18 protein-coding genes are annotated in these 23761 nt (G+C 69.9%); 12 read left to right on the top strand and 6 right to left on the bottom strand.

The window, feature by feature from the left end; all coding sequences use genetic code 11:
• Positions 1-225 precede the first annotated feature (225 nt).
• The 7 genes from carB to BMZ47_RS01410 all read left to right on the top strand — a co-directional run bounded on the left by carB (position 226) and on the right by BMZ47_RS01410 (position 8321).
• Positions 226-3699, top strand: a complete 3474-nt coding sequence (gene carB / locus BMZ47_RS01440) for a carbamoyl-phosphate synthase large subunit (RefSeq protein WP_091857791.1) — start codon at positions 226-228, stop codon at positions 3697-3699.
• A gap of 90 nt (positions 3700-3789) precedes the next feature.
• Positions 3790-4266, top strand: coding sequence for a transcription elongation factor GreA (greA, locus tag BMZ47_RS01435; protein ID WP_193375366.1), 477 nt, complete (start codon positions 3790-3792; stop codon positions 4264-4266).
• Positions 4267-4271: 5 nt separating this feature from the next.
• Positions 4272-4775, top strand: coding sequence for a hypothetical protein (locus BMZ47_RS01430; protein ID WP_091857789.1), 504 nt, complete (start codon positions 4272-4274; stop codon positions 4773-4775).
• Between the two features lie 33 nt (positions 4776-4808).
• Positions 4809-5870 carry a mitochondrial fission ELM1 family protein gene (locus BMZ47_RS01425; RefSeq protein ID WP_091857786.1) on the top strand — a complete coding sequence of 354 codons (1062 nt, stop codon included), beginning with the start codon at positions 4809-4811 and terminating at the stop codon, positions 5868-5870.
• Positions 5871-5884: 14 nt separating this feature from the next.
• The gene (trxB, locus tag BMZ47_RS01420) at positions 5885-6865 is read left to right on the top strand and encodes a thioredoxin-disulfide reductase (RefSeq protein ID WP_091857783.1); all 981 of its coding nucleotides are present in this window, start codon (positions 5885-5887) and stop codon (positions 6863-6865) included.
• 262 nt (positions 6866-7127) lie between these two features.
• The gene (locus tag BMZ47_RS01415; RefSeq protein ID WP_039904094.1) at positions 7128-8018 is read left to right on the top strand and encodes a LysR family transcriptional regulator; all 891 of its coding nucleotides are present in this window, start codon (positions 7128-7130) and stop codon (positions 8016-8018) included.
• 42 nt (positions 8019-8060) lie between these two features.
• The gene (locus BMZ47_RS01410) at positions 8061-8321 is read left to right on the top strand and encodes a YARHG domain-containing protein (RefSeq protein WP_007567811.1); all 261 of its coding nucleotides are present in this window, start codon (positions 8061-8063) and stop codon (positions 8319-8321) included.
• 112 nt (positions 8322-8433) lie between these two features.
• On the opposite strand, the gene msrP is transcribed toward BMZ47_RS01410, so the two are convergent.
• The 4 genes from msrP to BMZ47_RS01390 form a co-directional block, all read right to left on the bottom strand.
• A complete protein-coding gene (gene msrP, locus BMZ47_RS01405) occupies positions 8434-9387 on the bottom strand; it encodes a protein-methionine-sulfoxide reductase catalytic subunit MsrP (RefSeq protein ID WP_007567812.1) in 954 nt (317 codons plus the stop codon).
• 141 nt (positions 9388-9528) lie between these two features.
• A complete protein-coding gene (locus tag BMZ47_RS01400; RefSeq protein WP_208600999.1) occupies positions 9529-11283 on the bottom strand; it encodes an AMP-binding protein in 1755 nt (584 codons plus the stop codon).
• Positions 11284-11385: 102 nt separating this feature from the next.
• Positions 11386-12063, bottom strand: a complete 678-nt coding sequence (locus BMZ47_RS01395) for a hypothetical protein (RefSeq protein ID WP_244536709.1) — start codon at positions 12061-12063, stop codon at positions 11386-11388.
• 263 nt (positions 12064-12326) lie between these two features.
• Positions 12327-13838 (bottom strand): leucyl aminopeptidase, encoded by a 1512-nt coding sequence (locus BMZ47_RS01390; RefSeq protein ID WP_091857780.1) that lies wholly within the window; start codon positions 13836-13838, stop codon positions 12327-12329.
• Between the two features lie 183 nt (positions 13839-14021).
• On the opposite strand from BMZ47_RS01390, the gene lptF reads away from it, so the two are divergent.
• The 5 genes from lptF (at position 14022) to rsmA (ending at position 21275) form a co-directional block, all read left to right on the top strand.
• The gene (lptF, locus tag BMZ47_RS01385) at positions 14022-15182 is read left to right on the top strand and encodes an LPS export ABC transporter permease LptF (protein WP_091857777.1); all 1161 of its coding nucleotides are present in this window, start codon (positions 14022-14024) and stop codon (positions 15180-15182) included.
• Between the two features lie 7 nt (positions 15183-15189).
• Positions 15190-16278 carry an LPS export ABC transporter permease LptG gene (gene lptG, locus BMZ47_RS01380; RefSeq protein WP_091857774.1) on the top strand — a complete coding sequence of 363 codons (1089 nt, stop codon included), beginning with the start codon at positions 15190-15192 and terminating at the stop codon, positions 16276-16278.
• A 78-nt stretch (positions 16279-16356) separates the two neighbouring features.
• Positions 16357-18951 (top strand): LPS-assembly protein LptD, encoded by a 2595-nt coding sequence (locus BMZ47_RS01375; RefSeq protein ID WP_091857771.1) that lies wholly within the window; start codon positions 16357-16359, stop codon positions 18949-18951.
• A gap of 354 nt (positions 18952-19305) precedes the next feature.
• On the top strand, positions 19306-20424 hold the full coding sequence (pdxA, locus tag BMZ47_RS01370; protein ID WP_091857765.1) for a 4-hydroxythreonine-4-phosphate dehydrogenase PdxA: 1119 nt from the start codon (positions 19306-19308) through the stop codon (positions 20422-20424).
• On the top strand, positions 20421-21275 hold the full coding sequence (rsmA, locus tag BMZ47_RS01365; protein WP_091857763.1) for a 16S rRNA (adenine(1518)-N(6)/adenine(1519)-N(6))-dimethyltransferase RsmA: 855 nt from the start codon (positions 20421-20423) through the stop codon (positions 21273-21275). Before pdxA ends, rsmA begins: the two co-directional genes overlap by 4 nt.
• Before the next feature lie 299 nt (positions 21276-21574).
• Here rsmA and BMZ47_RS01360 read toward each other — a convergent pair whose 3' ends face one another.
• The gene (locus tag BMZ47_RS01360) at positions 21575-22540 is read right to left on the bottom strand and encodes a TIM44-like domain-containing protein (protein ID WP_091857760.1); all 966 of its coding nucleotides are present in this window, start codon (positions 22538-22540) and stop codon (positions 21575-21577) included.
• A 124-nt stretch (positions 22541-22664) separates the two neighbouring features.
• Positions 22665-23759: a two-component system sensor histidine kinase NtrB gene (locus BMZ47_RS01355; RefSeq protein ID WP_091857757.1), complete on the bottom strand. Its 1095-nt coding sequence runs from the start codon at positions 23757-23759 to the stop codon at positions 22665-22667.
• Positions 23760-23761 lie beyond the last annotated feature (2 nt).

Below are 23761 nucleotides of genomic sequence, written 5' to 3'. Positions count from 1 at the left end.
ATGCCGCGGGCACTCGTCCAAATACTTCAGAACTCTTTGAATCTGGGCCGCGGTGCGCTGACGCCTCCGCGATCCCCCGCGCAACCGCCGATCGGGCACGGCCTTCCAATGCGCGGATCGCCCGTGTAAACGCGGCGTTCAACGACAATCCCGCCACGCGCGTCCGGGAGCAAGGCCGATCCGAGCCGTGCCCGACCGGGCGCGCTTGGCCTGAAAAGGCCGCCAATGCCCAAGCGCACCGACATCTCCTCGATCCTCATCGTCGGTGCGGGACCGATCATCATCGGGCAGGCCTGCGAGTTCGACTATTCCGGGACCCAGGCCTGCAAGGCGCTCCGCGAGGAGGGCTACCGGATCGTCCTGGTGAACTCGAACCCGGCGACGATCATGACCGATCCGGACATGGCGGACGCGACCTATGTCGAGCCGATCACCCCGGAGATCGTCGCCAAGATCATCGAGAAGGAGCGCCCGGACGCGATCCTGCCGACCATGGGCGGCCAGACGGCGCTGAACTGCGCCCTGTCGCTGCAGAAGATGGGCGTGCTGGCCAAGTACGGCGTGCAGATGATCGGCGCCACCGCCGAGGCCATCGACAAGGCCGAGGACCGGAGCCTGTTCCGGGACGCCATGACCAAGATCGGGCTCGACACCCCGAAATCGGCGCTCGCCAACGCCTCCGCGGCCAAGAAGGCCGACCGGGAGAAGTTTTTGGCCGAGATCGCCAAGATCGAGGCCGCCAATCCCGAGCCGCAGGCGCGCGCCGCGGCGGTCGCCGCCTTCGAGCGCAAGTGGCAGTCCGGGGAATCCGAGCGGCGCAAGCGCTACGGCGAGCACGCGCTCGGCCAGGCCCTGATCGCCCTCGCCGAGGTCGGCCTGCCGGCGATCATCCGCCCCTCCTTCACCATGGGCGGCACCGGCGGCGGCATCGCCTACAACCGCGAGGAATTCCTCGACATCGTCGAGCGCGGCATCGACGCCTCCCCGACCAACGAGGTCCTGATCGAGGAGAGCGTGCTCGGCTGGAAGGAATACGAGATGGAGGTCGTCCGCGATAAGGCGGACAATTGCATCATCGTCTGCTCCATCGAGAACATCGACCCGATGGGCGTGCATACCGGCGACTCGATCACCGTCGCCCCGGCCCTGACGCTCACCGACAAGGAATACCAGGTGATGCGCGACGCATCCCTGGCGGTGCTGCGCGAGATCGGCGTCGAGACCGGTGGCTCCAACGTGCAGTTCGCGATCAACCCCGAGAACGGGCGGATGATCGTGATCGAGATGAACCCGCGCGTCTCGCGCTCCTCGGCGCTGGCCTCGAAGGCCACCGGCTTCCCGATCGCCAAGGTCGCGGCCAAGCTGGCGGTGGGCTACACCCTTGACGAGATCGCCAACGACATCACCGGCGGCGCGACCCCGGCCTCGTTCGAGCCGACGATCGACTACGTCGTCACCAAGATCCCGCGCTTCGCCTTCGAGAAGTTCCCCGGCGCCGAGCCGACCCTGACCACCGCGATGAAGTCGGTAGGCGAGGCGATGGCGATCGGCCGCTGCTTCGCGGAATCGCTGCAGAAGGCCCTACGCTCGTTGGAGACCGGGCTCACCGGCCTCGATGAGATCGAGATCGAGGGGCTGGGCCGCGGCGACGACCACAACGCCATCAAGGCGGCGCTCGGCGTGCCGACGCCGGACCGGCTGCTCAAGATCGCCCAGGCCCTGCGGCTCGGCGTCAGCCACGAGGAGGTCCACGCCTCCTGCAAGGTCGATCCGTGGTTCCTGGAGCAGATCCAGGCGATCGTCGACCTGGAGAACCGGGTGAAGGCGCATGGCCTGCCGGGGACCGCCGGGGCGTTCCGCCAGCTCAAGGCCGCGGGCTTCTCGGATTCCCGCCTCGCCGTCCTGGCGAAGATGGAGGAATCCGACGTCCGGGCGAAGCGCCGGGCGCTGGGTGTCCGCCCGGTTTTCAAGCGCATCGATACCTGCGCGGCCGAGTTCAAGGCGCCGACCGCCTACATGTACTCGACCTACGTGGCGCCCTTCGCCGGCACGGTGGTGGACGAGGCGCAGCCGACCGACGCCAAGAAGGTCATCATCCTGGGCGGCGGCCCGAACCGGATCGGCCAGGGCATCGAGTTCGACTATTGCTGCTGCCACGCCTGCTTCGCGCTGTCGGATGCCGGCTACGAGACCATCATGGTCAACTGCAACCCCGAGACGGTCTCCACCGACTACGACACGTCGGACCGGCTCTATTTCGAGCCGTTGACCGCCGAGGACGTGCTGGAGATCATCGAGACCGAGCGGCAGGCCGGCACCCTGCACGGCGTCATCGTGCAGTTCGGCGGCCAGACGCCGCTGAAGCTCGCCCGGGCCCTGGAGGCGGCCGGCGTGCCGATCCTCGGCACCTCCCCGGACGCCATCGACCTCGCCGAGGATCGCGACCAGTTCAAGCGGCTCCTCGACAAGCTCGGGATGAAGCAGCCGAAGAACGGCATCGCCTATTCGGTGGAGCAGAGCCGGCTCATCGCCTCCGAGCTCGGCCTGCCCTTCGTGGTGCGCCCGAGCTACGTCCTGGGCGGCCGCGCCATGGCGATCATCCGCGACGAGAGCCAGTTCGCCGACTACCTGCTCGGCACCCTGCCGAGCCTGATCCCGTCCGACGTCGTCGCCCGCTACCCGAACGACAAGACCGGGCAGATCAACACGGTGCTCGGCAAGAACCCGCTGCTGTTCGACCGCTACCTGTCGGACGCGGTCGAGATCGACGTGGACGCGGTCTGCGACGGGCAGGACGTGTTCATCGCCGGCATCATGGAGCACATCGAGGAGGCCGGGATCCACTCGGGCGATTCCGCCTGCTCCCTACCGCCGCGCTCGCTCTCGGCGGAGACCATCGCAGAGCTGGAGCGCCAGACCACCGCGATGGCGCTGGCGCTCAAGGTCGGCGGCCTGATGAACGTCCAGTACGCGATCAAGGATGGCGACATCTACGTGCTGGAGGTGAACCCGCGCGCCTCCCGCACGGTGCCGTTCGTCGCCAAGGTGATCGGCGAGCCGATCGCCAAGATCGCCGCCCGGGTCATGGCCGGCGAGAAGCTCGCGAGCTTCGGTCTCAAGCGCAAGGAGCTGGCCCATATCGCCGTCAAGGAGGCGGTGTTCCCGTTCGCCCGCTTCCCCGGCGTCGACGTCCTGCTCGGGCCGGAGATGCGCTCCACCGGCGAGGTGATCGGGCTCGATGCCAGCTTCGGCGTGGCCTTCGCCAAGAGCCAGCTCGGCTCGGGCACGCAGGTGCCGCGCTCCGGCACGGTGTTCGTCTCGGTGCGGGATGCCGACAAGGCCCGGATCCTGCCCAGCGTGAAGCTCCTCTCGGAGCTCGGCTTCTCGATCCTGGCCACCGGCGGGACGCAGAAGTTCCTGGTCGAGAACGGCGTGCCGGCCGAGCGCGTGAACAAGGTCCTCGAGGGCCGGCCGCACGTGGTCGACTCGATCAAGAACGGCGACATCCAGCTCGTGCTGAATACGACGGAGGGCGCCGGCGCGCTGTCCGACTCGCGCTCGCTCCGGCGCGCGGCCCTCTTGCATAAGGTGCCGTATTACACCACTCTAGCCGGCGCGATGGCCGCGGCCGAAGGGATCAAGGCCTATCTAGAAGGCGATCTCCAGGTTCGCGCCTTGCAAGAATACTTCGCGGCCTGAGCCTCAGGGTCCCGCTGACTTAACTTCGTGGCCCGGGGAGAGTGCTACACTCTCGGCCGGGCCTCTTCATTGTGGCGCGAGACGATGACGATAGACAAGGTTCCGATTACGGTACGCGGATTTGCGGCTCTCGAGGAGGAGCTGAAGCACCGCCAGCAGGTGGAGCGCCAGCGCATCGTCGCGGCGATCGCCGAGGCCCGCGCGCACGGAGACCTTTCCGAGAACGCCGAGTATCACGCCGCCAAGGAGGCTCAGTCCCACAACGAGGGGCGCGTGATGGAGCTCGAGAGCATGATCGCGCGCGCCGAGATCATCGACGTGTCGAAGCTCTCCGGCGACAAGATCAAGTTCGGCGCCACCGTGAAGCTCGTGGACGAGGACACCGAGGAGGAGAAGACCTACCAGATCGTGGGCGAGCCCGAGGCCGACGTGCATGCGGGCCGCGTCTCGATCACGTCGCCGATCGCCCGGGCCCTGATCGGCAAGGGCGTCGGCGACACAGTCGAGGTCACCACGCCGGGCGGCGGCAAGTCCTACGAGGTCGTCGGCGTCCAGTACGGCGGCTGAGCGCGATGATCGCGTCCGCCCGCGGCTGGCTCGCCGGCCTCTTCCTGCTCTGCGGGCTGGCCTCCGCGGTGGCGGCCGGCGATTTTCCGCCGACCGCGGCCTTCTCCGATATCCGCGTCGATGTGCGGCCGCTGCGGGAGGCGGGCGCGGGCGGTCAGGCCGACGCGCTCGCCGCCGACCTGACCGCCGCCCTGCGCAAGACCTTTGCCGAACGAATCGGCGGGCGCGGGCCGCGGCTGGTCGTGGTCGTGAAGGCGCTGTCGCTGCGCCCCTATGTCGGCGGCGGCGCGCGGCGCGGCCGCGGCGGCAATCTCGAGACCGATTATCTGGAGGGCGAGGCGCTCCTCGTGGCGCGCGACGGGCAGGTGCTCGGGCGCCATCCGCAGATGACCGCGACGCCGTCGAGCTACGGCGGCGCCTGGTACGAGCCGGATTTCGAGCGGCGGCGGCTGTCGGTCATCGCCGACATCTACGCCCAGTGGCTCGCCCGCGACCTGCCGCGGGATTAGCCCAAGCTCGGCCCGCGGTGTAAGGCGTTCCCGATGAGAAGCATCGACGCGCCGGAGGCGACGCCCGCCCCCCTCGCCCCCTCGTCCACGCGGCGCGCGCCCGCGCCCGAACTGTCCCAGGCCCGGGCCTGGATCATCACCGACGGCAAGGCCGGCGACGAGAACCAGTGCGTCGGCATCGCCGAGACCCTCGGCGTCCCGTTCGAGATCCGCCAGGTCCCGGCCGCCGGCCCGTTCGGCTGGGTCGCCCCCTGGGGGCCGATCGACCCGCGCGAGAGCCCGCGTCGCCGCAACGGCGCCCTGTCGGGGCCCTATCCCGACCTTCTGATCGCCTCGGGCCGCCGGGCGGTGCCCTATCTCCGGGCGCTGCGCCGCGCGACCGAGGGCCGGACTTTCACGGCCTTCCTCAAGGATCCCCGGACCGGGGCGGACAGCGCCGACTTCATCTGGGTGCCGGATTACGACGACCTGCGCGGCCCCAACGTCTTCACGACCCTGACCGCGCCGCATCTCGTCACCGCGGCCCGACTGGCCGCGGCCCGGGCCAATCCGGATCCGCGGCTCGCCAGCCTCGACGGCCCGCGGGTGGCGGTGCTGGTTGGTGGCGACAGCCGGCATCTGAGCTACCGCAAGACCGACATGCAGCGCCTCGTGGGCGAGCTGCGCAGCCTGATCGACCAGGGCTGCCGGCTGATGGTGACGATCTCCCGCCGGACGCCCAACCCGCTGCGCGATGCGGTCAAGACGCTGACCGCCGAGACCGGGGGCTTCCTTTGGGACGGCACCGGCGACAATCCCTACGTCGCCATGCTGGCGCTCGCCGAGGCAATCGTGGTCACGTCGGATTCGGCGAACATGGTGAGCGAGGCGGTGGCGACCGGCGCCCCGGTCCTGCTGTTCGACCTGCCGCGCACCTATATCCGGCATCGGCGGATGTTCGCCGGCCTGGCGATCGCCGGCGCGCTGCGGCCGTTCACCGGTCGCTTAGTGGATCTGCCGTACAAGCCGATCGACGCGACCCCGGTGATAGCCGAGGCGCTGGCCAAGGCTTACGCCGCGCACCGTGCGGCGGCCGCGACCAGCGGACCGACCTGAAGGGAACGAGAGAGATGGCCCACACGCATGCCAAGCTCGTGATCGTCGGATCCGGTCCGGCCGGTTACACGGCGGCGATCTACGCCGCTCGCGCGATGGTCGAGCCGCTGCTGATCTCCGGCTTCCAGCCCGGCGGCCAGCTGATGATCACCACCGATGTCGAGAATTATCCGGGCTTCGCCGAGGCGATCCAGGGCCCCTGGCTCATGGAGCAGATGCGGCTGCAGGCCGAGCATGTCGGCACCAAGATCGTCTCCGAATACATCACCGCGGTCGATCTGAAGCAGCGGCCGTTCCGGCTCGAGGCGGATTCCGGCGAGACCTATTCCTGCGACGCGCTGATCATCGCCACCGGCGCCCAGGCGAAGTGGCTCGGCCTGCCCTCCGAGGCGGCGTTTCAGGGCGGCGGCGTCTCGGCCTGCGCGACCTGCGACGGCTTCTTCTTCCGCGGCAAGGAGGTCGTGGTCGTCGGCGGCGGCAACACCGCCGTCGAGGAGGCGCTCTACCTAGCCAACATCGCCAGGAAGGTCACGGTCGTGCACCGGCGGGACAGCTTCCGGGCCGAGCGGATCCTGCAGGAGCGCCTGTTCAAGCATCCCAACGTCGAGGTGCTGTGGCACCGCGAGGTCGCCGAGATCTGCGGCGTCCAGAAGCCCGCCCCCACGGTCACCCACCTCCGGCTCAAGGACCCGCGCACGGGGGAGATCAGCGAGGTACCGGCCGATGGCGTGTTCGTGGCGATCGGCCACCAGCCCGCGACGGCGATCTTCGAGGGCCAGCTGCCGATGCGCCACGGCGGCTACCTGTCGGTGAAGCCCGGCACCACCGAGACCGAGATCCCGGGCGTGTTCGCGGCGGGCGACGTCACCGACGACGTCTACCGGCAGGCGATCACGGCGGCCGGCATGGGCTGCATGGCTGCGCTGGAGGCCGAGAAGTTTCTCGCCAATCTGGAGATCGGCGAGACCCCGGTTCAGGCCGCCGCGGCCGAGTGAGACCACGCAGCGCGGGCCGCACCGCGCTGTTGGACGAAAGTCCTGTCAACAACTTCGCGATCTGAGTGCTTGCGTCCGACCATGCGCCGGGCGCATAGGGGTTCTGACCGGGCAGGGCTGCAATCGTTGCATGCCCCTGCGGCGCCGGCCGCGTCCCCTCGGGGTCGGCCGCCCACGCATCGCCCGGTGCTCGCCTGATGCCGAGAGGGCTCTCTCCGAGCCGCGGATCGGGTGCGGATTCGCGGTGGTGGGGGTTCTCGCCTTGGATTGGGACAAGATCCGGATCTTCCTGAACGTCGCAGAGGCGGGCAGCTTCACCAAGGCGGGCGACGATATCGGCCTCAGCCAGTCGGCGGTGAGCCGCCAGATCAGCGCCCTGGAGCGCGAGCTGAAGGCGCCGCTGTTCCACCGCCACGCCCGCGGCCTGATCCTGACCGAGCAGGGCGACCTGCTGTTCCGGGCGGCCCGGGACATGAAGCTGCGTTTGGAGAACACCCGGGCGCGCCTCGTCGAGACCTCCGAGCGGCCGACCGGCGATCTCAAGGTGACCACCACGGTGGGGCTCGGCACCTCGTGGCTGTCCCAGCGGGTCGGCGAGTTCCTCGACCTCTACCCGGATGTCCGGATCGAGCTGATCCTCACCAATGAGGAGCTGGATCTCGCCATGCGCGAGGCCGACGTGGCGATCCGCATGCGCCGCCCGGCCCAGCCGGACCTGATCCAGCGCCGGCTGTTCACCGTGCATTACCACGCCTTCGCGAGCGTCGATTACGTTAAGCGCTTCGGCGAGCCCAAGACGATCGAGGAGCTCGACGACCACCGCCTGGTCTCGTTCGGCGGCAACGAGCCCTCCTACCTGCTGGCGGCCCATTGGCTGGCCGATGCCGGGCGCGAGGGCCGCGACCGCCGCAGCGTCCACCTGACGGTGAACAATATCGGCGCGCTCCAGCGGGCCATGGAGGCCGGCGCCGGCATCGGTATCCTGCCGGACTACGCGGTCGACGGGGACCACCAGCTCACCCAGGTCCTGCGCGACACCGAGATGCCGAGCCTGGAGAGCTATCTGGTCTATGCGGAAGAGATGCGCTCGGTCGCCCGGGTGCAGGCGTTCCGCGACTTCCTGGTCTCCAAGGCACAGCGCTGGACCTACTGAGCATCCGATGCTCGACTCCGGTCTTTCCACGGAGACGAATCGATGCGCGCACCCCTTCTCGTCCTGACCCTCATCGCCGGGACCACCGGCGCGATGGCGGACGATTGCGCGGAAGCCTGGTACCAGCGCAACCTGATCTACAAGCAGGCTGGCTATTGCTTCCGCAGCCAGCGGGCGATCCGCACCTTCGGCAACACGGATTGCCGCTACGACGCGACGGACCGCATACCGCTCTCGCGTCAGGAACAGGCCACCGTGGCGGAGCTGCAGGCCTTCGAACGGGCGCATGCCTGCCCCCAATAGAGCGCGCTTCGCAGAGCGGCGTACCGGTTCGGCGTGAGCGGCGGCGTGGCCGCGAAGGATGTGAGCCATGCCCGATCGGGCATGGCTCGACGGTGGCGGGCGGCGCTCGCGCTCAGACGAACAGGCGCTCGCCTTCCAACCCCTTGTACAGCCCGGCGACCTGCTCGCCGTAGCCGTTGTAGATCAGGGTCGGCACCCGCTCGTCGGTGCCCAGCACGCGCTCCGAAGCCTGGCTCCAGCGCGGATGCGGCACCGCCGGGTTCACGTTGGCCCAGAACCCGTATTCGGAGGCCTGCAGCCCCTCCCAGAACGTCTTGGGGCGCTCGGCGGTGAACGAGACCTTCACCAGCGATTTCGCCGACTTGAACCCGTATTTCCACGGCACCGCGACGCGAATCGGCGCGCCGAACTGGTTCGGCAGCGGCTTGCCGTAGATTCCGGTGACCATGAAGGCGAGGTCGTTGCCGGCCTCGGCCAGGGTCAGCCCCTCGGTATAGGGCCAGGGATAGAAGAACGCCCGCTGACCCGGCGCCATCGCCTTGTCCATGAAGGTCTCGAAGCGGATGTATTTCGCCCCCGATGTCGGCTTGGCGAGCGCCACGAGCTTCGACAGGGGGAAGCCGGTCCACGGCACCGACATCGACCACGCCTCGACGCAGCGATGGCGGTAGAGCCGCTCCTCCAGGCCGACCTTCCGGATCAGGTCGTCGACGCCGATCTCGAACGGCTTCTCCACCAGGCCGTCGATCTTCAGGGTCCAGGGCTGGGTCTTGAGCGCGTTGGCGGCCGGCAGCACCGTCTTGGACGTGCCGAACTCGTAGAAGTTGTTGTAGTCCGCGCTGAACCGCTCGGGCGTCACTGGCCGGTCCAGCGTATAGGCGGGGTTGCGCGGCGCCGGATAGAGCGGCCCGTCACCCGCGGCCGCGAAGGCGGACCGGCCGCCCAGCACCGAGCCGGCGGCGAGCCCGGCGGCGGCACCGATCAGCGCGCGGCGGTTGAGGAACACGGCCTCGGGCGTGGCCTGACTCTCCGGGATCTCCCACCCGCGCCTGCTCCGGATCAACATCGCCATCTCCTCGCCTGTCCCGCGGCAACAGCCCACAGATCGGCCCGGGCCGACAGGGGCGCAAGCGCCGCAACCTGACCCTTCGGCGATCGGGGCCGGGTGGTTACGTGCGCGGCCGACGACGATCCGCCGCGGACGCCCTCAACCGGGGGGCGTCTCGTCGCGCAGGACCCGGCGCAGGACCTTGCCGACATTGGTCTTGGGCAGCGTGTCGTGCAGCACCACCCGGCGGGGCACCTTGTAGCCGGTGAGCTGGGTACGGGCATGCGCCCGCAGGGCGTCGGTCGAGACCTCCGGATCCTTCATGACCACGTGGGCCACGACCATCTCGCCGGTCTCCTCGCTCGGGGCGCCGACGACCGCGCATTCGAGCACCCCGGGATGGGCGGCCAGCACCTCCTCGACCTCGTTCGGGTAGACGTTGAACCCGGAGACGAGGATCATGTCCTTCATCCGGTCGACGATCTTGATCTGGCCGTCGGGCTCCATCACGGCGACGTCGCCGGTGCGGAAGAAGCCGTCCGCCGTCATCGCCCGCGCGGTCTCCTCCGGCCGGTTCCAGTAGCCGCGCATCACCTGCGGGCCGCGCACGCAGATCTCGCCGGGCTGGCCCGCCGGCACCGGCTTGCCGGCGGCGTCGCGGATCGAGACCTCGGTGGACGGGAACGGGTAACCGATCGTCCCGGAGAATTCCTTGATCCCGGGCGGGTTGGCGCTCACCACCGGGGAGGTCTCCGACAGGCCGTAGCCTTCGAGGATCGTGTTGCCGGTGAGCGCCTTCCAGCGCTCCGCAACCGGCCGCTGCACCGCCGTCCCGCCGCCGACCACGAAGTCGAGGTGGGAGAAGTCGACCGTGTGGATCTTCGGGTGGTTGATCAGCACGTTGAACAGGGTGTTCACGCCCATCAGATGCGTGAAGCGGTGACGGCTCAAGGTCTTCACCATCCCGTCGCAGTCGCGCGGGTTGGGGATCAGCAGGCAGGACCCGCCGTTGCGCATGAACTGGAAGAAGCAGGCCGTCAGCGCGAAGATGTGGTAGAGCGGCAGGGCCGTGACGGCGCAGCGAAGGATGCTCGGATCCTTCGAATTGAAGAACAGCTGCGACTGCTCGACATTGGCCATGACGTTGCGGTGGGTCAGCATCGCCGCCTTGGCGACCCCCGTGGTCCCGCCGGTATATTGCAGGAAGGCCAGATCCTCGGGATCGACCGGCACCGAGGCGTGCGGCATGCCGCTGCCCCGGCGCAGGGCGGTCATGAACGGCAGCGCGAGGCCGTCGGGCAGCCGGAACGGCGGCACGGCCTTGCGGACGTGCCGGCTGGCGAGGTTGATCACCTGGCCCTTGAGGCCCAGCCCGTCACCCGGCCCGACCAGGAGAACGCGCTCGAGCGTGACATCCGCCAGCGCCCCAGCGACGGTGGCGCCGAAATTCTCCAGCACGATCAGGAACCGCGCCCCGGAATCGTTGATCTGCTGGGCGAATTCCCGGGGCGTGTAGAGCGGGTTGACGTTGACCACGGTCCCGCCGGCCGAGAGCACGCCGAACAGGGCCACCGCGTAGGCCGGGACGTTCGGCAGCATGATCGCGACGCGGTCGCCCTTCGCCAGCCCCTGGGCGCGCAGCCAGGCCGCGAGGGCGCGGGCCTGCTTGCCCATGGTGACGTAGGTCAGGGTCGATCCGAAGCACAGGATCGCCGGGCGGTCGGCGAAGGCCGCGACGCTGGTCTCGAACAGGTCGACCAGGGTGCCGAGGCTCTCGACGTCGATCTCCGCCGGGACGCCGGGCGGGTAAGACGAGAGCCATGGCCGGGGCGTCAGGTTCGCGAAGGCGGGATCCGGCTCGGATTCATGCCGGCGTGCCGCCGTGCCCTGCTCGATCAAGCTGGCCTCGCGCATCGCGTCGTCTCCCGCGGGCACGGCTCTCGACGGCCGCGTCCCGTCCCTACGCAGAACCGCCCGACTGTGGGCGAACGGGCGGCCACTAGCAAGGCAGGCCCCTCAGGCCTGCCGACGAAGCGGGCGCAATGTCGTGAGCGCGGCGTGCGGCAGCGCGGCGACAATCAGCAGCAGCGCCGCGAGGCCCGCCTCGGCGGGGCGGAAGGCCCGATGCGGCCAGGGACCGAGGCCGAGATCGCTGGCGAGCCCGATCACGCAGGCGCCGAACCACAGCGCCAGGAAGGCCAGCGCGCCGGCTCCGATTCGCCGGAGCCGCGGACGCAGCGGCCGGTTGGCGAGCAGGGCGAACAGGCCGAGGATCCCGCCGAAGATCGCCGCAGCCACGCCGGCGCCGAGCCCGTAGGCAAGCCACAGGGGCTGGTGCGTCAGGAACGCCATCCCGCCGGTGGCGAAGCCGCCACGCAGGATCAGGCCGCCGAAGGTCGGGTAGAGGCCGACCAGCGCGAGGATTGTCGCGCCGGCCGCGCCGAACAGGATCCTTCGCGGTACGGAGGCCGGACCGGGATCGGCCGCGACCGCGACCAGATGCGCGATCCCGTAGACGAGCGCGAAGGCGAAGAGCGGATAGCGGGTGATGAAATAGCCGTAAATCCAGGGCTCGAACGCCTCCGGCACGCCAGAGCGCTGGCTGAAGCCGGTGACGGCCACCAGCGCCAGCGCGGCGAGCATGGCCAGGATCGGGATCGCGGCGAGGATCTTTTTTGTCGTTATCACAGCCACTTGCGTTCGGTTGCGCGTGACGCCCCCCGCTCCACGAAGCTTGATCAAAGCTCCTCAAACCCACCCCCTCATCCTAAGGTGTGAGCGAAGCGAGCCTCGAAGGAGCCCTCCGGTCCTCTCGCGATCCCTGGAGGGCTCCTTCGAGGGCGCCGCTGTGCGTCGCCACCTCAGGATGAGGGGGGTGGGTGGGGCGGACGCGGATCAAGACCGAGCCCGCCATATCGTCTCCCGCGGGCGCGGTATCGTCGCGCCCGCGATCCGTCTCACCGCGCCTCGTAATGGTCCCGGACCAGCCGGTCGAGCAGGCGCACCCCCCAGCCGGCGCCCCAGCTGCGGTTGATCTCGCTGGCGTTCGACGACATCGCCACGCCCGCGATATCGAGATGGGCCCACGGCACCTCCTCGACGTAGCGCTTGATGAACGAGGCCGCGGTGGCGGCGCCGCCGTGGCGGCCGCCGGTGTTCTTCATGTCGGCGAACTTGGAATCGATCGCCTTGTCGTAGGCGGGGATCAGCGGCATCCGCCAGACCTTCTCGCCGGTGGCCTCACCGGCCGCGTTGATGTTGGCGGCGAGCGCGTCGTCGTTGGAGAACATCCCGGCGATGTCCTGGCCGAGCGCCACGATGATCGCCCCGGTCAGGGTCGCGAGATCGACCATCGCCTTCGGCTTGGCGCTGCGGACCACATGCGTGATCACGTCGGCCAGCACGAGGCGGCCTTCCGCGTCGGTGTTGATCACCTCGATGGTCTGGCCGGACATGGAGGTGATGATGTCGGAGGGGCGGTAGGAGCCGCCGTCCGGCATGTTCTCGACGATGCCGATGGCGCCGACGACGTTGCAGCGGGCCTTGCGGGATGCGAGCGCGTGGAGCGCGCCGACCACCGCAGCCGCGCCACCCATGTCGCCCTTCATGTCCTCCATGCCGCCGCCGGGCTTGATCGAGACGCCGCCGGAATCGAACACCACGCCCTTGCCGATGAAGGCGACCGGCGGCTCGCCGGCCGGGCCGCCGTTCCAGCGCATGATCACGACCCGCGGCTCGCGGACCGAGCCCTGGGCCACGGCGAGCAGCGCGCCCATGCCGAGCTCGCGCATCTTGGCGGGCTCCAGCACCTCGATCTCGACGCCGAGCTTCGACAGCTCCGCGGCGCGCCGGGCGAATTCCTCCGGGAAGAGCACGTTCGGCGGCTCGTTCACGAGGTCGCGGGCCAGGATCACGCCCTCGGACAGGGTCCGGGCGGCCTCACCTTCGCGCGATGCGGTGCCGTGCTCGGCGAGCAGCAGGGTGAGCGTGGTGCGGCTCTTGTCCTCTGCGTCGGGCTTCTTCTTGGTCTTGTAGCGGTCGAACGTGTAGCTGCGCAGGCGCGCGCCCAGGGCGAACTCGCCGGCCTGCGCGGCGCCGACCGTCGCGCCCGGCCAGTCGAGCACCACCCGGGCCGTGCGGCCCGAGACCTTGCCGGCGGTGAAGCCGCCGAGCGCCGGCCAGTCGGTCTTGGCCCGGTCCTTCTCGGAGCCGAGCCCGACCACCACCAGCCGGTCGGCGCTGACGCCGGCGGGGGCCGGCAGGCTCATGGCGCTGAGCGAGCGGCCCTTGAACTTCTCCGAGGCGGCGGCCTTGGCGACGAGGTCGGCGCCCGTGCTGCCGAGCGCCGCGCGCGCCGCCGATCCGAGGGCGAGGTCGTCGCCGACGAACACCACGAGATCGCCCGCTCCCCCCGGACCCTGGCCGCTCTGCTCCAGGGGGCCGAAACCGATCTCGATACCGTCCGCCATACCCGTCGCCCTGCCCGCCGTTCCGCAGTTTTCGAGGCGCCCAAACCGGATCGCAGGGCGCAATCCGCTCTGTGTAGCCGCTGAGGCGGCAAACGCAACGCGGCGCAGCAGCCCTGGAATCGCCCCTTTTGTCGGTTCCCTGGCCCTTGAGGGCGCGAGAGGACGGGCGGAACTGCCGGGCCAATGAGGCAGATCGAGCGCTACATCTTTCGGATCGCCCTGGGCGCCAGCCTCGCCTGCCTGATCGGCCTCACCGGCACGATCTGGCTGACGCAGGCTCTGCGCGAGCTCGATCTCGTGACCGCCAAGGGGCAGACGCTCCTGGTCTTCCTGTTCGTGACCGGCCTGTCGCTGCCGACGCTGGTGGTGGTGATCGCCCCGGTGGCGCTGTTCATCGGCACCGTCTACGCGCTGAACAAGCTCAACGGCGATTCCGAGCTGATCGTGATGTCGGCGGCCGGCATGCCGCCCCGCGCGCTGCTGCGGCCATTCCTGACGCTCGCGCTGTTCGTGAGTTTTCTGGTGGGCTTCCTGGTGCTGGTGGTGATGCCCGCGAGCTTCCAGGAACTGCGCGACGTGATCACCCGGGTCCGGGGCGACTTCATCGCGAACGTCGTCAAGGAGGGTCAGTTCACCCAGCTCGACAACGGCATCACCTTCCATTTCCGCGAGCGTGGGCCCGGCGGCGTGCTCAAGGGCCTGTTCATCCAGGACCGGCGCGAGGCCGGGAAGACCAAGGTCTACCTGGCCGATCGCGGCATCGCGGCCGATATCGACGGGCAGAGCTTCCTGATCCTGGAGAACGGCAGCGTCCACCAGCAGCAGAAGGAGTCGCGGGATTCCTCGATCCTGACCTTCGAGCGCTACACGATCGATCTGGCGGCCTTCGCGCCCCCGGATTCCGACACGATCTACAAGCCGCGCGAGCGCTCGACCTCCCAGCTCCTGTTCCCCGACCAGACCGAGGGCTACTACAAGCTCCAGAAGGGCCGGTTCCGGGCCGAGCTGCACGACCGGCTCTCGGCCTGCCTCTACCCGCTGGCGCTCGTCTTCATCGCCTTCGCGGCGCTCGGCGATCCCCGCACCACCCGCCAGGGCCGCGGGCTGGCGGTCGCGGGCGCGATCCTGGCCGTGGTCGGCTTGCGGATCGCGGGCTTCGCCGCGGTGAGCGCCGCCGCGCGCAGCGCCGGGGCGGTGGCGGCGATCTACGGCGTGCCGATCCTGGCGATCGCCCTCTCCTGCCTGCTGATCTTCTTCGGGCCGCGGGTGCGCGCCTTCAACGCCGCGCTGGCGGGGGCCCTGCGCGCCCTGTTCCGCGCCCCGCGCCTCGCCTCGGCACGCTGAGCCTCCGATGCTGATCGGTCCGACCCTCGGGCGCTACTTCGCCGCCCGGTTCGCCCGCACGGTGCTCGGCGTCTTCGTCACCGTGTTCGCGCTCGTCTACACCCTCGACTTCGTCGAGCTGCTGCGCCGCGCCGGCGAGGCCGAGGGCGCCTCCACCGGGCTGATGGCCCTGCTCTCGCTCTACCGCACCCCGGCGGTGGCCGAGGGCGTGCTGCCCTTCGCGGTCCTGTTCGGCTCGATGGCCGCCCTGCTCCAGCTCTCGCGCAAGCTGGAGCTGGTGGTCGCCCGGGCGGCCGGGATCTCGGCCTGGCAGTTCCTCCAGCCCGGCTTCTTCGTCGCCCTGGCGCTCGGCGCGATGGCGGTCGGGATCTACAACCCGGTCTCGGCCCTGCTGAAGCAGCGCTCCACCGAGATCGAGGCCAAGATCTTCGCGAAATCGACCAAGGCGTCCTCCGGCAAGGACCTCTGGATCCGCCAGCGCGGCCTCGACGGCGAGGCGATCATCCGGGCCGAGACCGCCGTCGAGGGCACCACCACCCTGGCCGGCGTCTCGGTCTTCACCTTCGACGCGGCCGGCAAGTTCGCCGAGCAGATCGTGGCGGCCCGGGCGACGCTCCACGACGGCTATTGGGAGCTCTCGGACGTGCGCCTCCTGGCGCCGGACGCGCCGCCTGAGTCGTTCGACACCTACCTGATCGCCTCGAACCTCGATTCCGGGCAGGTCCGGCAGCGCTTCACCCCCCCGGAATCTGTGCCTTTCTGGCAACTTCCCACAACCATCGCACGGACCGAGCGGGCCGGTCTCGACGCCACCCGATACCGTCTTCAGTACGATGTCCTGTGGGCTCGACCGGTCCTGTTCCTGGCGATGGTGATCGTCGCCGCAACCGTTTCCTTACGGTTCTTCCGCTTTGGTGGGGTCGGTAAACTCGTTCTCGGCGGCGTCGCGGCGGGCTTCGCGCTCTACGTGATCCGACAGGTCATGGAGGGGCTCGGGGCGTCCGGACTCGTCGCCGCACCGGTGGCGGCCTGGTTCCCGGCCGTGGTAGGCAGTCTTCTCGGTACGCTTACGCTTCTGTACCAGGAAGACGGCTGACGCCCGTGATCCATCGCGGGACGGGAGACGGGTGTGTGAGGTTGGTGGCGGATCACGTCACAGGGGTTGGGTCGCGCGTTGCGTAAGGTCGCCCACATCCTGCGGAAGACGGCCCTCCTGGCTGCGCTGGCATTCGCCGCGCCGCTGGCCGGGGGCGTCTCGGCGCATGCCCAGGGGATGGCCGCGCCCAAGCTCGGCAATTCTGGTGGGAAGCTGCGGGGCGACAAGCTGTTGGTCGAAGCCAACGAGCTGATCTACGACAACGACCACAACACCGTGACCGCGCGTGGCAACGCCGAGCTGCATTTCGGCCCGCGGACCCTGCAGGCCGACAGCGTGCGCTACGACCGCGCCAGCGGCCGGGTCTTCGCCCAGGGCAATGTCCGCCTCACCGAGGCCGATGGCGGCGTCGTGACCGGCGAGCGCATGGAGCTGAGCGACGACTTCAAGACCGGCTTCGTCGACGCGTTCCGCGGCCAGCAGACCGTCGAACGGCGCGCCGAGACGGTGCGGACGCGCTTCTCCGCCCCCCGGGCCGAGCGCCTGAACGGCGAGCAGACCAGCTTCGAGGCCGGCAGCTACACCGCCTGCGAGCCGTGCAAGGACAATCCGGAGACGCCGCCGCTCTGGCAGATCCGTGCCAAGAAGATCATCCACGACAACGAGACCCATACGATCTACTTCGACGATTCCACCCTGGAGATCGCCGGGATCCCGGTCGCGTACCTGCCCTATTTCGAGGCCGCTGACCCGACGGTGAAGCGCAAGACCGGCTTCCTGACGCCGCGCTTCATCTCGACCACGGCTTTGGGCCGGGGCGTGTCGCTGCCGTACTTCATCAACCTCGCGCCGAACTACGACCTGACGATCACCCCGACCTTGCTGAGCCGGCAAGGCGTGCTCGGCCAGGCGGAGTTCCGCCAGCGGATCGACAACGGCTTCTACAACATCCGCCTGTCGGGCATCTCGCAGACGACGCCCTCCGCCTTCCTGCCGAGCCCGCTGGGCGCCGGCGAGCGCGACTTCCGCGGCTCGGTGGAATCGCAGGGGCGGTTCTACATCAATGACCGCTGGCGCACCGGCTGGGACCTCGTCGGCGTCACCGACAAGTGGTTCCTCGACAATTACAGGATCCGCAACCAGAACATCACCACGGATTATTTCCGCGAGGCGACCTCGACGGCCTACCTCATCGGCCAGGGCGACCGGTCGTGGTTCGAGGCGCGCGGCTACTACTTCAAGGGCCTGTCGAGCTTCGACTGGCAGAAGCAGCAGCCGATCGTCGCCCCGGTGATCGACTACGACAAGCGGATCAACGGCCCGGCCGAGATCGGCGGCGAGGTCCGGTTCCAGGCCAACATCACCAGCCTGACCCGCGAGACCACCCAGTTCCAGGGCCTGCCGCGTACCTCGAGCTACCTGTTCTCGCCCAGCGTGAACGGCGTCAGCTTCCCGCTCTACCAGACCTGCACGGTGTTCCAGCGCGGCCTGTGCTCGATCGACGGGCTCGCCGGCACCAACACCCGCGCCTCGGCGGAGCTGTCCTGGCGCCGGAGCTTCATCGACGAGTGGGGCCAGAAGTTCACGCCGTTCGCGTATCTGCGCACCGACGCGTTCTTCACCAACCCGAGCTTCTCCGGCTACCAGAACGACCTCGCCCCCCAGGTCGCCAAGATCGACGACGGCTTCGCCGGCCGGGTGATGCCGGCGGTCGGGCTCGATTACCGCTACCCGTTCGTCGCCAATTTCGGGGCGCTGGGCGTCCACACCCTGGAGCCGATCGGCCAGATCATCGCGCGCCCGTCCGAGACGCGGATCGGCCGCCTGCCGAACGAGGACGCCCAGAGCCTGGTATTCGACGACACCTCGCTGTTCGAGTGGGACAAGTTCTCGGGCTACGACCGGGCCGAGGGTGGCGTCCGCACCAATCTCGGCGGCCAATATTCCGTCGTCACCCCGTCCGGCTGGTACACCAACATCATGTTCGGCGAGTCCATCCAGCTCGCCGGCGTGAACTCGTTCCGCCGGGGCGACATCGCCAATGTCGGCCTGGATTCCGGACTCGAGACCCGGCGCTCCGACTTCGTCGGGCGGTTCCAGGTCTCCCCGAACCAGAACATCACCTTCATCACCCGGGCGCGGTTCGACCAGTCGGACTTCCACGTTGCCCGGCTCGAGACCGGCGCCACGGCGCGGTTCGCGCCGTTCCTGCCGCTCACGGTGTCGGCCTTCTACTCGTATTACGAGGCGCAGCCGCTGCTCGGCTACAGCCATTACCGCGAGGGCGTAACCGCCACCGCCACCTACAACATCACCCCGAACTGGTTCGTCTCGGGCTCGCTGCTGGTGGACCTCACGCACTATCTCGACGTGCGCAACACCTACACGGACGCCCTGTCGGCCTACCTGTCCAACCCGATCGGGACGGTGCCGACCTACCAGAATCCCGGCCGGTTCTACCTCTCGGGCGCGAGTTTCGGCGGCGGCTACCAGGACGAGTGCACCACCATCTCGCTGAACTACATCAACTCCCCGATCGCCACCGCCACCGGCGTGCGCGAGCGCAACCAGACCGTGCTGCTCCGGGTCGAGCTGAAGACGCTGGGCGAGGCGGATCTCCGCCAGAACGTCGGCACCGCCACGACCGCGGACGGCATCGCCACGGTGCGGTAGTTTTTTGGGATCTTTCGGGGAGCCCGTTCAACGGCAGGCTCCGCGCCTCAAAACCCGCCTTTCCGCTCACGCAGCGACGGGACTGTTTTGTTTCCGGATGTAACGCGGGTCCCCTCTCCCGTGCGGGAGAGGGACAGGGTGAGGGACCAGGGTCTTCCGGAGGGGTCGCACCCCTCACCCCAACCCTCTCCCGCACGGGAGAGGGAGTTCGTCGCGCCTTCAAGAAGAGGAAGTCTGAACATTGCTGCCCGCGTAGGCGCAGGGAAACTCGCGTCGGGCACACGCCTCCCACCATGAGGCCAAAGCCTTCCCCAAAAGGATGCGCCCCCGCCCCTCCGGCGCTATAGACCCGGGATGCTGCCTCTCGCCCTCACCCTCGGCGACCCGGCCGGGATCGGCCCGGAGCTCGCGCTCAGCGCCTGGCTCGCCCGCGGCGGGGCGAACCCGCTGCCGCCGTTCTTCCTGGTGGCCGACCCGGACTTCATCGAGCGCCTCGCCAACCGCCTGAACCGGCTGGTGCCGGTGGCCGAGGTCGATCCCGAGACCGCCGCGGAGGTGTTCCCCCGGGCGCTGCCGGTCGTGCCGCTGCCGAGCGGCGCCAAGGTGTCGGCCGAGCCCGGGGCGCCGGATTCCGCCAATGCCGGGGCGGTGATCGAGTCGATCACCGCCGCCGTCGCCTTCGTGGCGGCCAAGCGCGCGAGCGCGGTGGTGACCAACCCGATCGCCAAGTTCGTGCTGACCCGGGCCGGCTTCGCCCATCCCGGGCATACCGAGTTCCTGGCCGCCCTCTCGGTCCCCCCCGGCCGCACGCCGCCGCGCCCGGTGATGATGATCTGGAGCGAAGACCTCGCCGTCGTGCCGGTGACGATCCACGTCCCGCTCAAGGACGTGCCCGGCCTGCTCACCCAGGAGCTGGTGGAGGACACCGCCCGGATCGTCGCCCGGGACCTGCGCGACCGGTTCGGCCTGCCCGAGCCGCGGCTGGTGCTGGCCGGGCTCAATCCCCATGCCGGCGAGGCCGGGACGATCGGCCACGAGGATCGCGACGTGCTCGCCCCCGCGGTGGCGCGGCTGCGCGCCGCCGGCATCGACATCCGCGGGCCGCTGCCGGCCGACACGCTGTTCCACGCCCGGGCCCGGGCGACTTACGACGTCGCCCTGGCGCCGACCCACGACCAGGCGCTGATCCCAATCAAGACCATTGCGTTCGATGACGGCGTCAACGTCACCCTCGGGCTGCCCTTCGTGCGGACCTCGCCCGATCACGGCACCGCCTTCGACATCGCCGGCACCGGCGTCGCGAGGCCGGACAGCCTGATCGCTGCCCTGCGGCTGGCCGAGCGCCTCGCCGCCACCGAGGCCGCCCGCACCGCCCCGGGGCCGGGCGGGGCCGACATCATTCCGTTCAGCATCTATGCCGGACGGCCGCGCGCGTCGGGCGCCCAGCATTTCGACGCCGAGGACGAGCTGTGAGCGATGGAGACGGGCTGCCGCCCCTGCGCGAAGTCGTCGCCCGGCACGGGCTGGAGCCCAAGAAGGCGCTGGGCCAGAACTTTCTCTACGATCTCAACCTCACTGGGCGTATCGCCCGGGCGGCCGGGCCGCTCGAAGGCGTCACCGTGGTCGAGGTCGGCCCCGGACCCGGCGGCCTGACCCGGGCGTTGCTCGCCGAGGGCGCGGCCCGGGTCGTGGCGATCGAGCGCGACCCCCGCGCCCTGCCGGCGCTCGCCGAGATCGCCGCGCATTATCCCGGCCGGTTAAACGTCGTTGATGCCGACGCCCTCGCCTTCGATCCCCGGCCGCTGATCGGCGACGGGCCGGCCCGGATCGTGGCGAACCTGCCCTACAATGTCGGCACGGCGCTGCTCACCGGCTGGCTCGACGGCGAGGCCTGGCCGCCCTGGTGGGACCAGGCGGTGCTGATGTTTCAGCGCGAGGTCGCCGAGCGGATCGTCGCCGGGCCGGAGACCCGGGCGGATTACGGCCGGCTCGGCGTGCTGTGCGGCTGGCGGACCCAGGCCGACATCCTGTTCGACGTGAGCCCCTCGGCCTTCGTGCCGCCCCCGAAGGTGACGTCCAGCGTGGTGCGACTGATGCCCCGGGCGCAGCCCCTGCCCTGCCGGGCCGGCGCCCTCGAGGCGGTGACTCGGGCGGCGTTCGGCCAGCGCCGCAAGATGCTCCGCCAGAGCCTGAAGGCGCTGACGCCCGAGCCGGGCGCGCTGCTGGCGGCGGCTGAGATCCCGGAGACGGCCCGGGCCGAAGAGGTGCCGGTGTCCGGGTTCGTCACCCTGGCGAATCTGTGGGATGCGCAGCGCGGACGGTAGCTTCGTCAGCCTGCCGCCCATTCAAGGCGTACGCGGCGGCTGAAGCATCCACCCCGTCATTCCGGGGCCGCGGAGCGGAGCCCGGAATCCAGAAACGCAGGTCCACCAAAATCTTGCGCCGTAAGCGACTCGGGATTCCGGGCTCGCCTGCGGCGCCCCGGAATGACGGGTTTGTTTCCACGGGTGCCGGAACGCCCGATCCAGCGGCTACCCAGAACACAAAAAAACCGGCGCCGCGGAAACGGCACCGGCTCGAAGCGTGCGCCCCGGCCTGAACGGCCGAGGCGCCAAGTCCCAAATCAGCGGGTCTGCTGGATCGCCGAGAGCACCCAGCCGCGGCCGGGCTGGCGCTGGAAGGTCCAGAGCTCCGTCGCCTCGGGGGCCGGCTCGGTCTTCACGACCCGGCCGCTGGCGCGGTCGACCATGACGTCCTTGAGGGCATAGCGCATCGCCACGGTGGCGTAGTCGGTGCGGTCCTCGCCCCAGGCTTCCGCGAGGTCGCCCTGCAGCAGCTTCACGTCCGTGATCTTGTTGACCACGCCCTGGGCGGCGTTGTTGCGCAGCTCCTCGTCGAAGTAGCCGGCCATCTCGGGCGTCGCCAGGTTGCCCAGGGTCACGCGATCCTCGCGGGAATAGGCGTCCTGGATGTCGCCGAGCAGCCGCTCGAACGCCTGGTAATCGGCCGGGCCGATCTCGACCTTGCGGGTCTGCACCGGGCGGGCGCCGCCGAACGAGCCGCCGGCCGCCGGGGCCGGGCCGCCCATCGGGCCACCCGGGTTCGGGCCGCCGTCCAGCGTCGAGCGGGCGTAGGGCGCACCGGCGCCGGCCGGCTCGCTGCGGCGACGGAAGAACCGCACCGCCAGCATCACCACCAGCACGACCAGGCCGACCTGGAACAGCAGGCCGATCATCGAGGCGAGGCCGCCGAGGCCGCCGAAGAAGCCGCCGCCGAGCAGGGCGCCGAGCAGGCCCGCGCCGAGCAGGCCGGCGAAGAAGCCGCCGCCGAAGCGACGACCCTGGGCCGGCGCCTGCATGCCGGGATTCGACATGCCGGGGGACGGCGCGGTCTGGGACCGCTGCATGGTCGAGCCGCCGCCCGGCGCCGTCGGCGTGGCCGAGGGCGCCGTGTAGGTCCGCGAGCCGCGCGAACCGAAGGATCCGCCGCCGCCCGGACGGGCCTCGGCGATGGGGGCCGCGACGGTCAGGGCAGCGGCCAGCGCCAGGAAGGCGGCCGTGCGCCGACGACGCGAGAATTGGGTGAGCATGTACACGCCTCTGAGGACGAGAACCGAGTGGCGGAAGCCGCCGACGACTATATGGTGACGGCTCAGCGCGGGTTTTAGTCCGCGCCTCTCGTCGTCGTGATGACGTTTGTCGCGGGCCGTATCCTCAATGCAGCGTCCGGTCCGGCGCCGCCGGGAAGGCGAGGCGGACCTGGGTGCCCTCCCCGGGTCGGCTGTCCAGGGTGATCGTGCCGTTCTGGCGCTTCATCAGACCGTGCACGATCGCGAGGCCCGCGCCCCGTCCGGCCTCGCGGCTGGTCTGGAACGGCGCCAGCGCCCGAGCCAGCATCTCGGGCGACATGCCCTGCCCGGTATCGCTCACTACGATCCCGACCGTGCCCGGCCCCGGCTGGTGCATGGCCCGGTCGTTCGGATCGACCCGGAAGGTCGAGAGGGTCAGGGTGCCGCCGGCCGGCATCGCCTCGCAGGCATTGGCGACCAGATGCCGCAACGCGAACTCGATCTGGGTCGGGTTGCTGATCGCCCGGGGCAGGCCCGGCGTGGTGTTGACGGTGAGGCGGATCCCGGGGGGAAAGTCCGGGGCTAGCCGCTCGGCGAGATCCGCCACGATGGCGTCGAGATCCACCGGGCGCACGTCCGGGGCGATCCGACGGGAATAGGCCAGAAGCTGGCGGGTCAGGATCGCGGCCCGCTCGGTGGCGTCGGCCGAGCGGCTGAGCGCCCTCTGGATGAACGGCTCCGGCCGGTCGCCCAGGCGCCGCTTCAGCCCGTCGATGTAGCCGATCAGGATCTGCAGGAAGTTGTTGAATTCGTGGGCGACGCTGTTGGTCAGCAGCCCCAGGGCCTCGCGCTGCCGGGACAGCGCCAGCGCGCCCTCGGCTTCCCGCCGCGCCGTGACGTCGATGATCTGACAGACGGTTTCGTCGGTCCCGGGGAGCCGCCCCGCGGCCAAGCTCGCCCAGAAGCTGGTCCCGTCCGACCGCACGGCGAGAAATTCCTGGGGCGCCTCGGCGGACAGGTCAGGGGCCGATCCGCGGGTCGCCAGGATCAGGTCGAGGCCGCGTTCCGCCAGCGCCGCGGCCGGATGCCCGGTCAGCCGCTCGAAGGCCGGGTTGGCGTGCCGGATACGACCCTCCGCATCCACCAGAAAGCTCGGCGTGGGCAGCGCGTCGAGGAGCGCGCGGGCCTGCCCCGTCAGCGGACCGCCCGCCTGGCCGTGATCCGTCCCGGGCTGCGTCATGC

Source organism: Methylobacterium brachiatum, assembly GCF_900113845.1.
Lineage (GTDB): Bacteria > Pseudomonadota > Alphaproteobacteria > Rhizobiales > Beijerinckiaceae > Methylobacterium > Methylobacterium brachiatum.
This window is presented reverse-complemented; position numbering and strand designations above follow the sequence as displayed.

Bases quoted from the DNA above. Each gene is read 5' to 3' on its own strand.
- carB (WP_091857791.1), top strand. From the start codon at position 226: ATGCCCAAGCGCACCGACATCTCCTCGATCCTCATCGTCGGTGCGGGA.
- BMZ47_RS01430 (WP_091857789.1), top strand. From the start codon at position 4,272: ATGATCGCGTCCGCCCGCGGCTGGCTCGCCGGCCTCTTCCTGCTCTGC.
- BMZ47_RS01425 (WP_091857786.1), top strand. From the start codon at position 4,809: ATGAGAAGCATCGACGCGCCGGAGGCGACGCCCGCCCCCCTCGCCCCC.
- trxB (WP_091857783.1), top strand. From the start codon at position 5,885: ATGGCCCACACGCATGCCAAGCTCGTGATCGTCGGATCCGGTCCGGCC.
- BMZ47_RS01410 (WP_007567811.1), top strand. From the start codon at position 8,061: ATGCGCGCACCCCTTCTCGTCCTGACCCTCATCGCCGGGACCACCGGC.
- msrP (WP_007567812.1), bottom strand. From the start codon at position 9,387: ATGTTGATCCGGAGCAGGCGCGGGTGGGAGATCCCGGAGAGTCAGGCC.
- BMZ47_RS01400 (WP_208600999.1), bottom strand. From the start codon at position 11,283: ATGCGCGAGGCCAGCTTGATCGAGCAGGGCACGGCGGCACGCCGGCAT.
- BMZ47_RS01390 (WP_091857780.1), bottom strand. From the start codon at position 13,838: ATGGCGGACGGTATCGAGATCGGTTTCGGCCCCCTGGAGCAGAGCGGC.
- lptF (WP_091857777.1), top strand. From the start codon at position 14,022: ATGAGGCAGATCGAGCGCTACATCTTTCGGATCGCCCTGGGCGCCAGC.
- lptG (WP_091857774.1), top strand. From the start codon at position 15,190: ATGCTGATCGGTCCGACCCTCGGGCGCTACTTCGCCGCCCGGTTCGCC.
- pdxA (WP_091857765.1), top strand. From the start codon at position 19,306: ATGCTGCCTCTCGCCCTCACCCTCGGCGACCCGGCCGGGATCGGCCCG.
- BMZ47_RS01360 (WP_091857760.1), bottom strand. From the start codon at position 22,540: ATGCTCACCCAATTCTCGCGTCGTCGGCGCACGGCCGCCTTCCTGGCG.
- BMZ47_RS01355 (WP_091857757.1), bottom strand. From the start codon at position 23,759: ATGACGCAGCCCGGGACGGATCACGGCCAGGCGGGCGGTCCGCTGACG.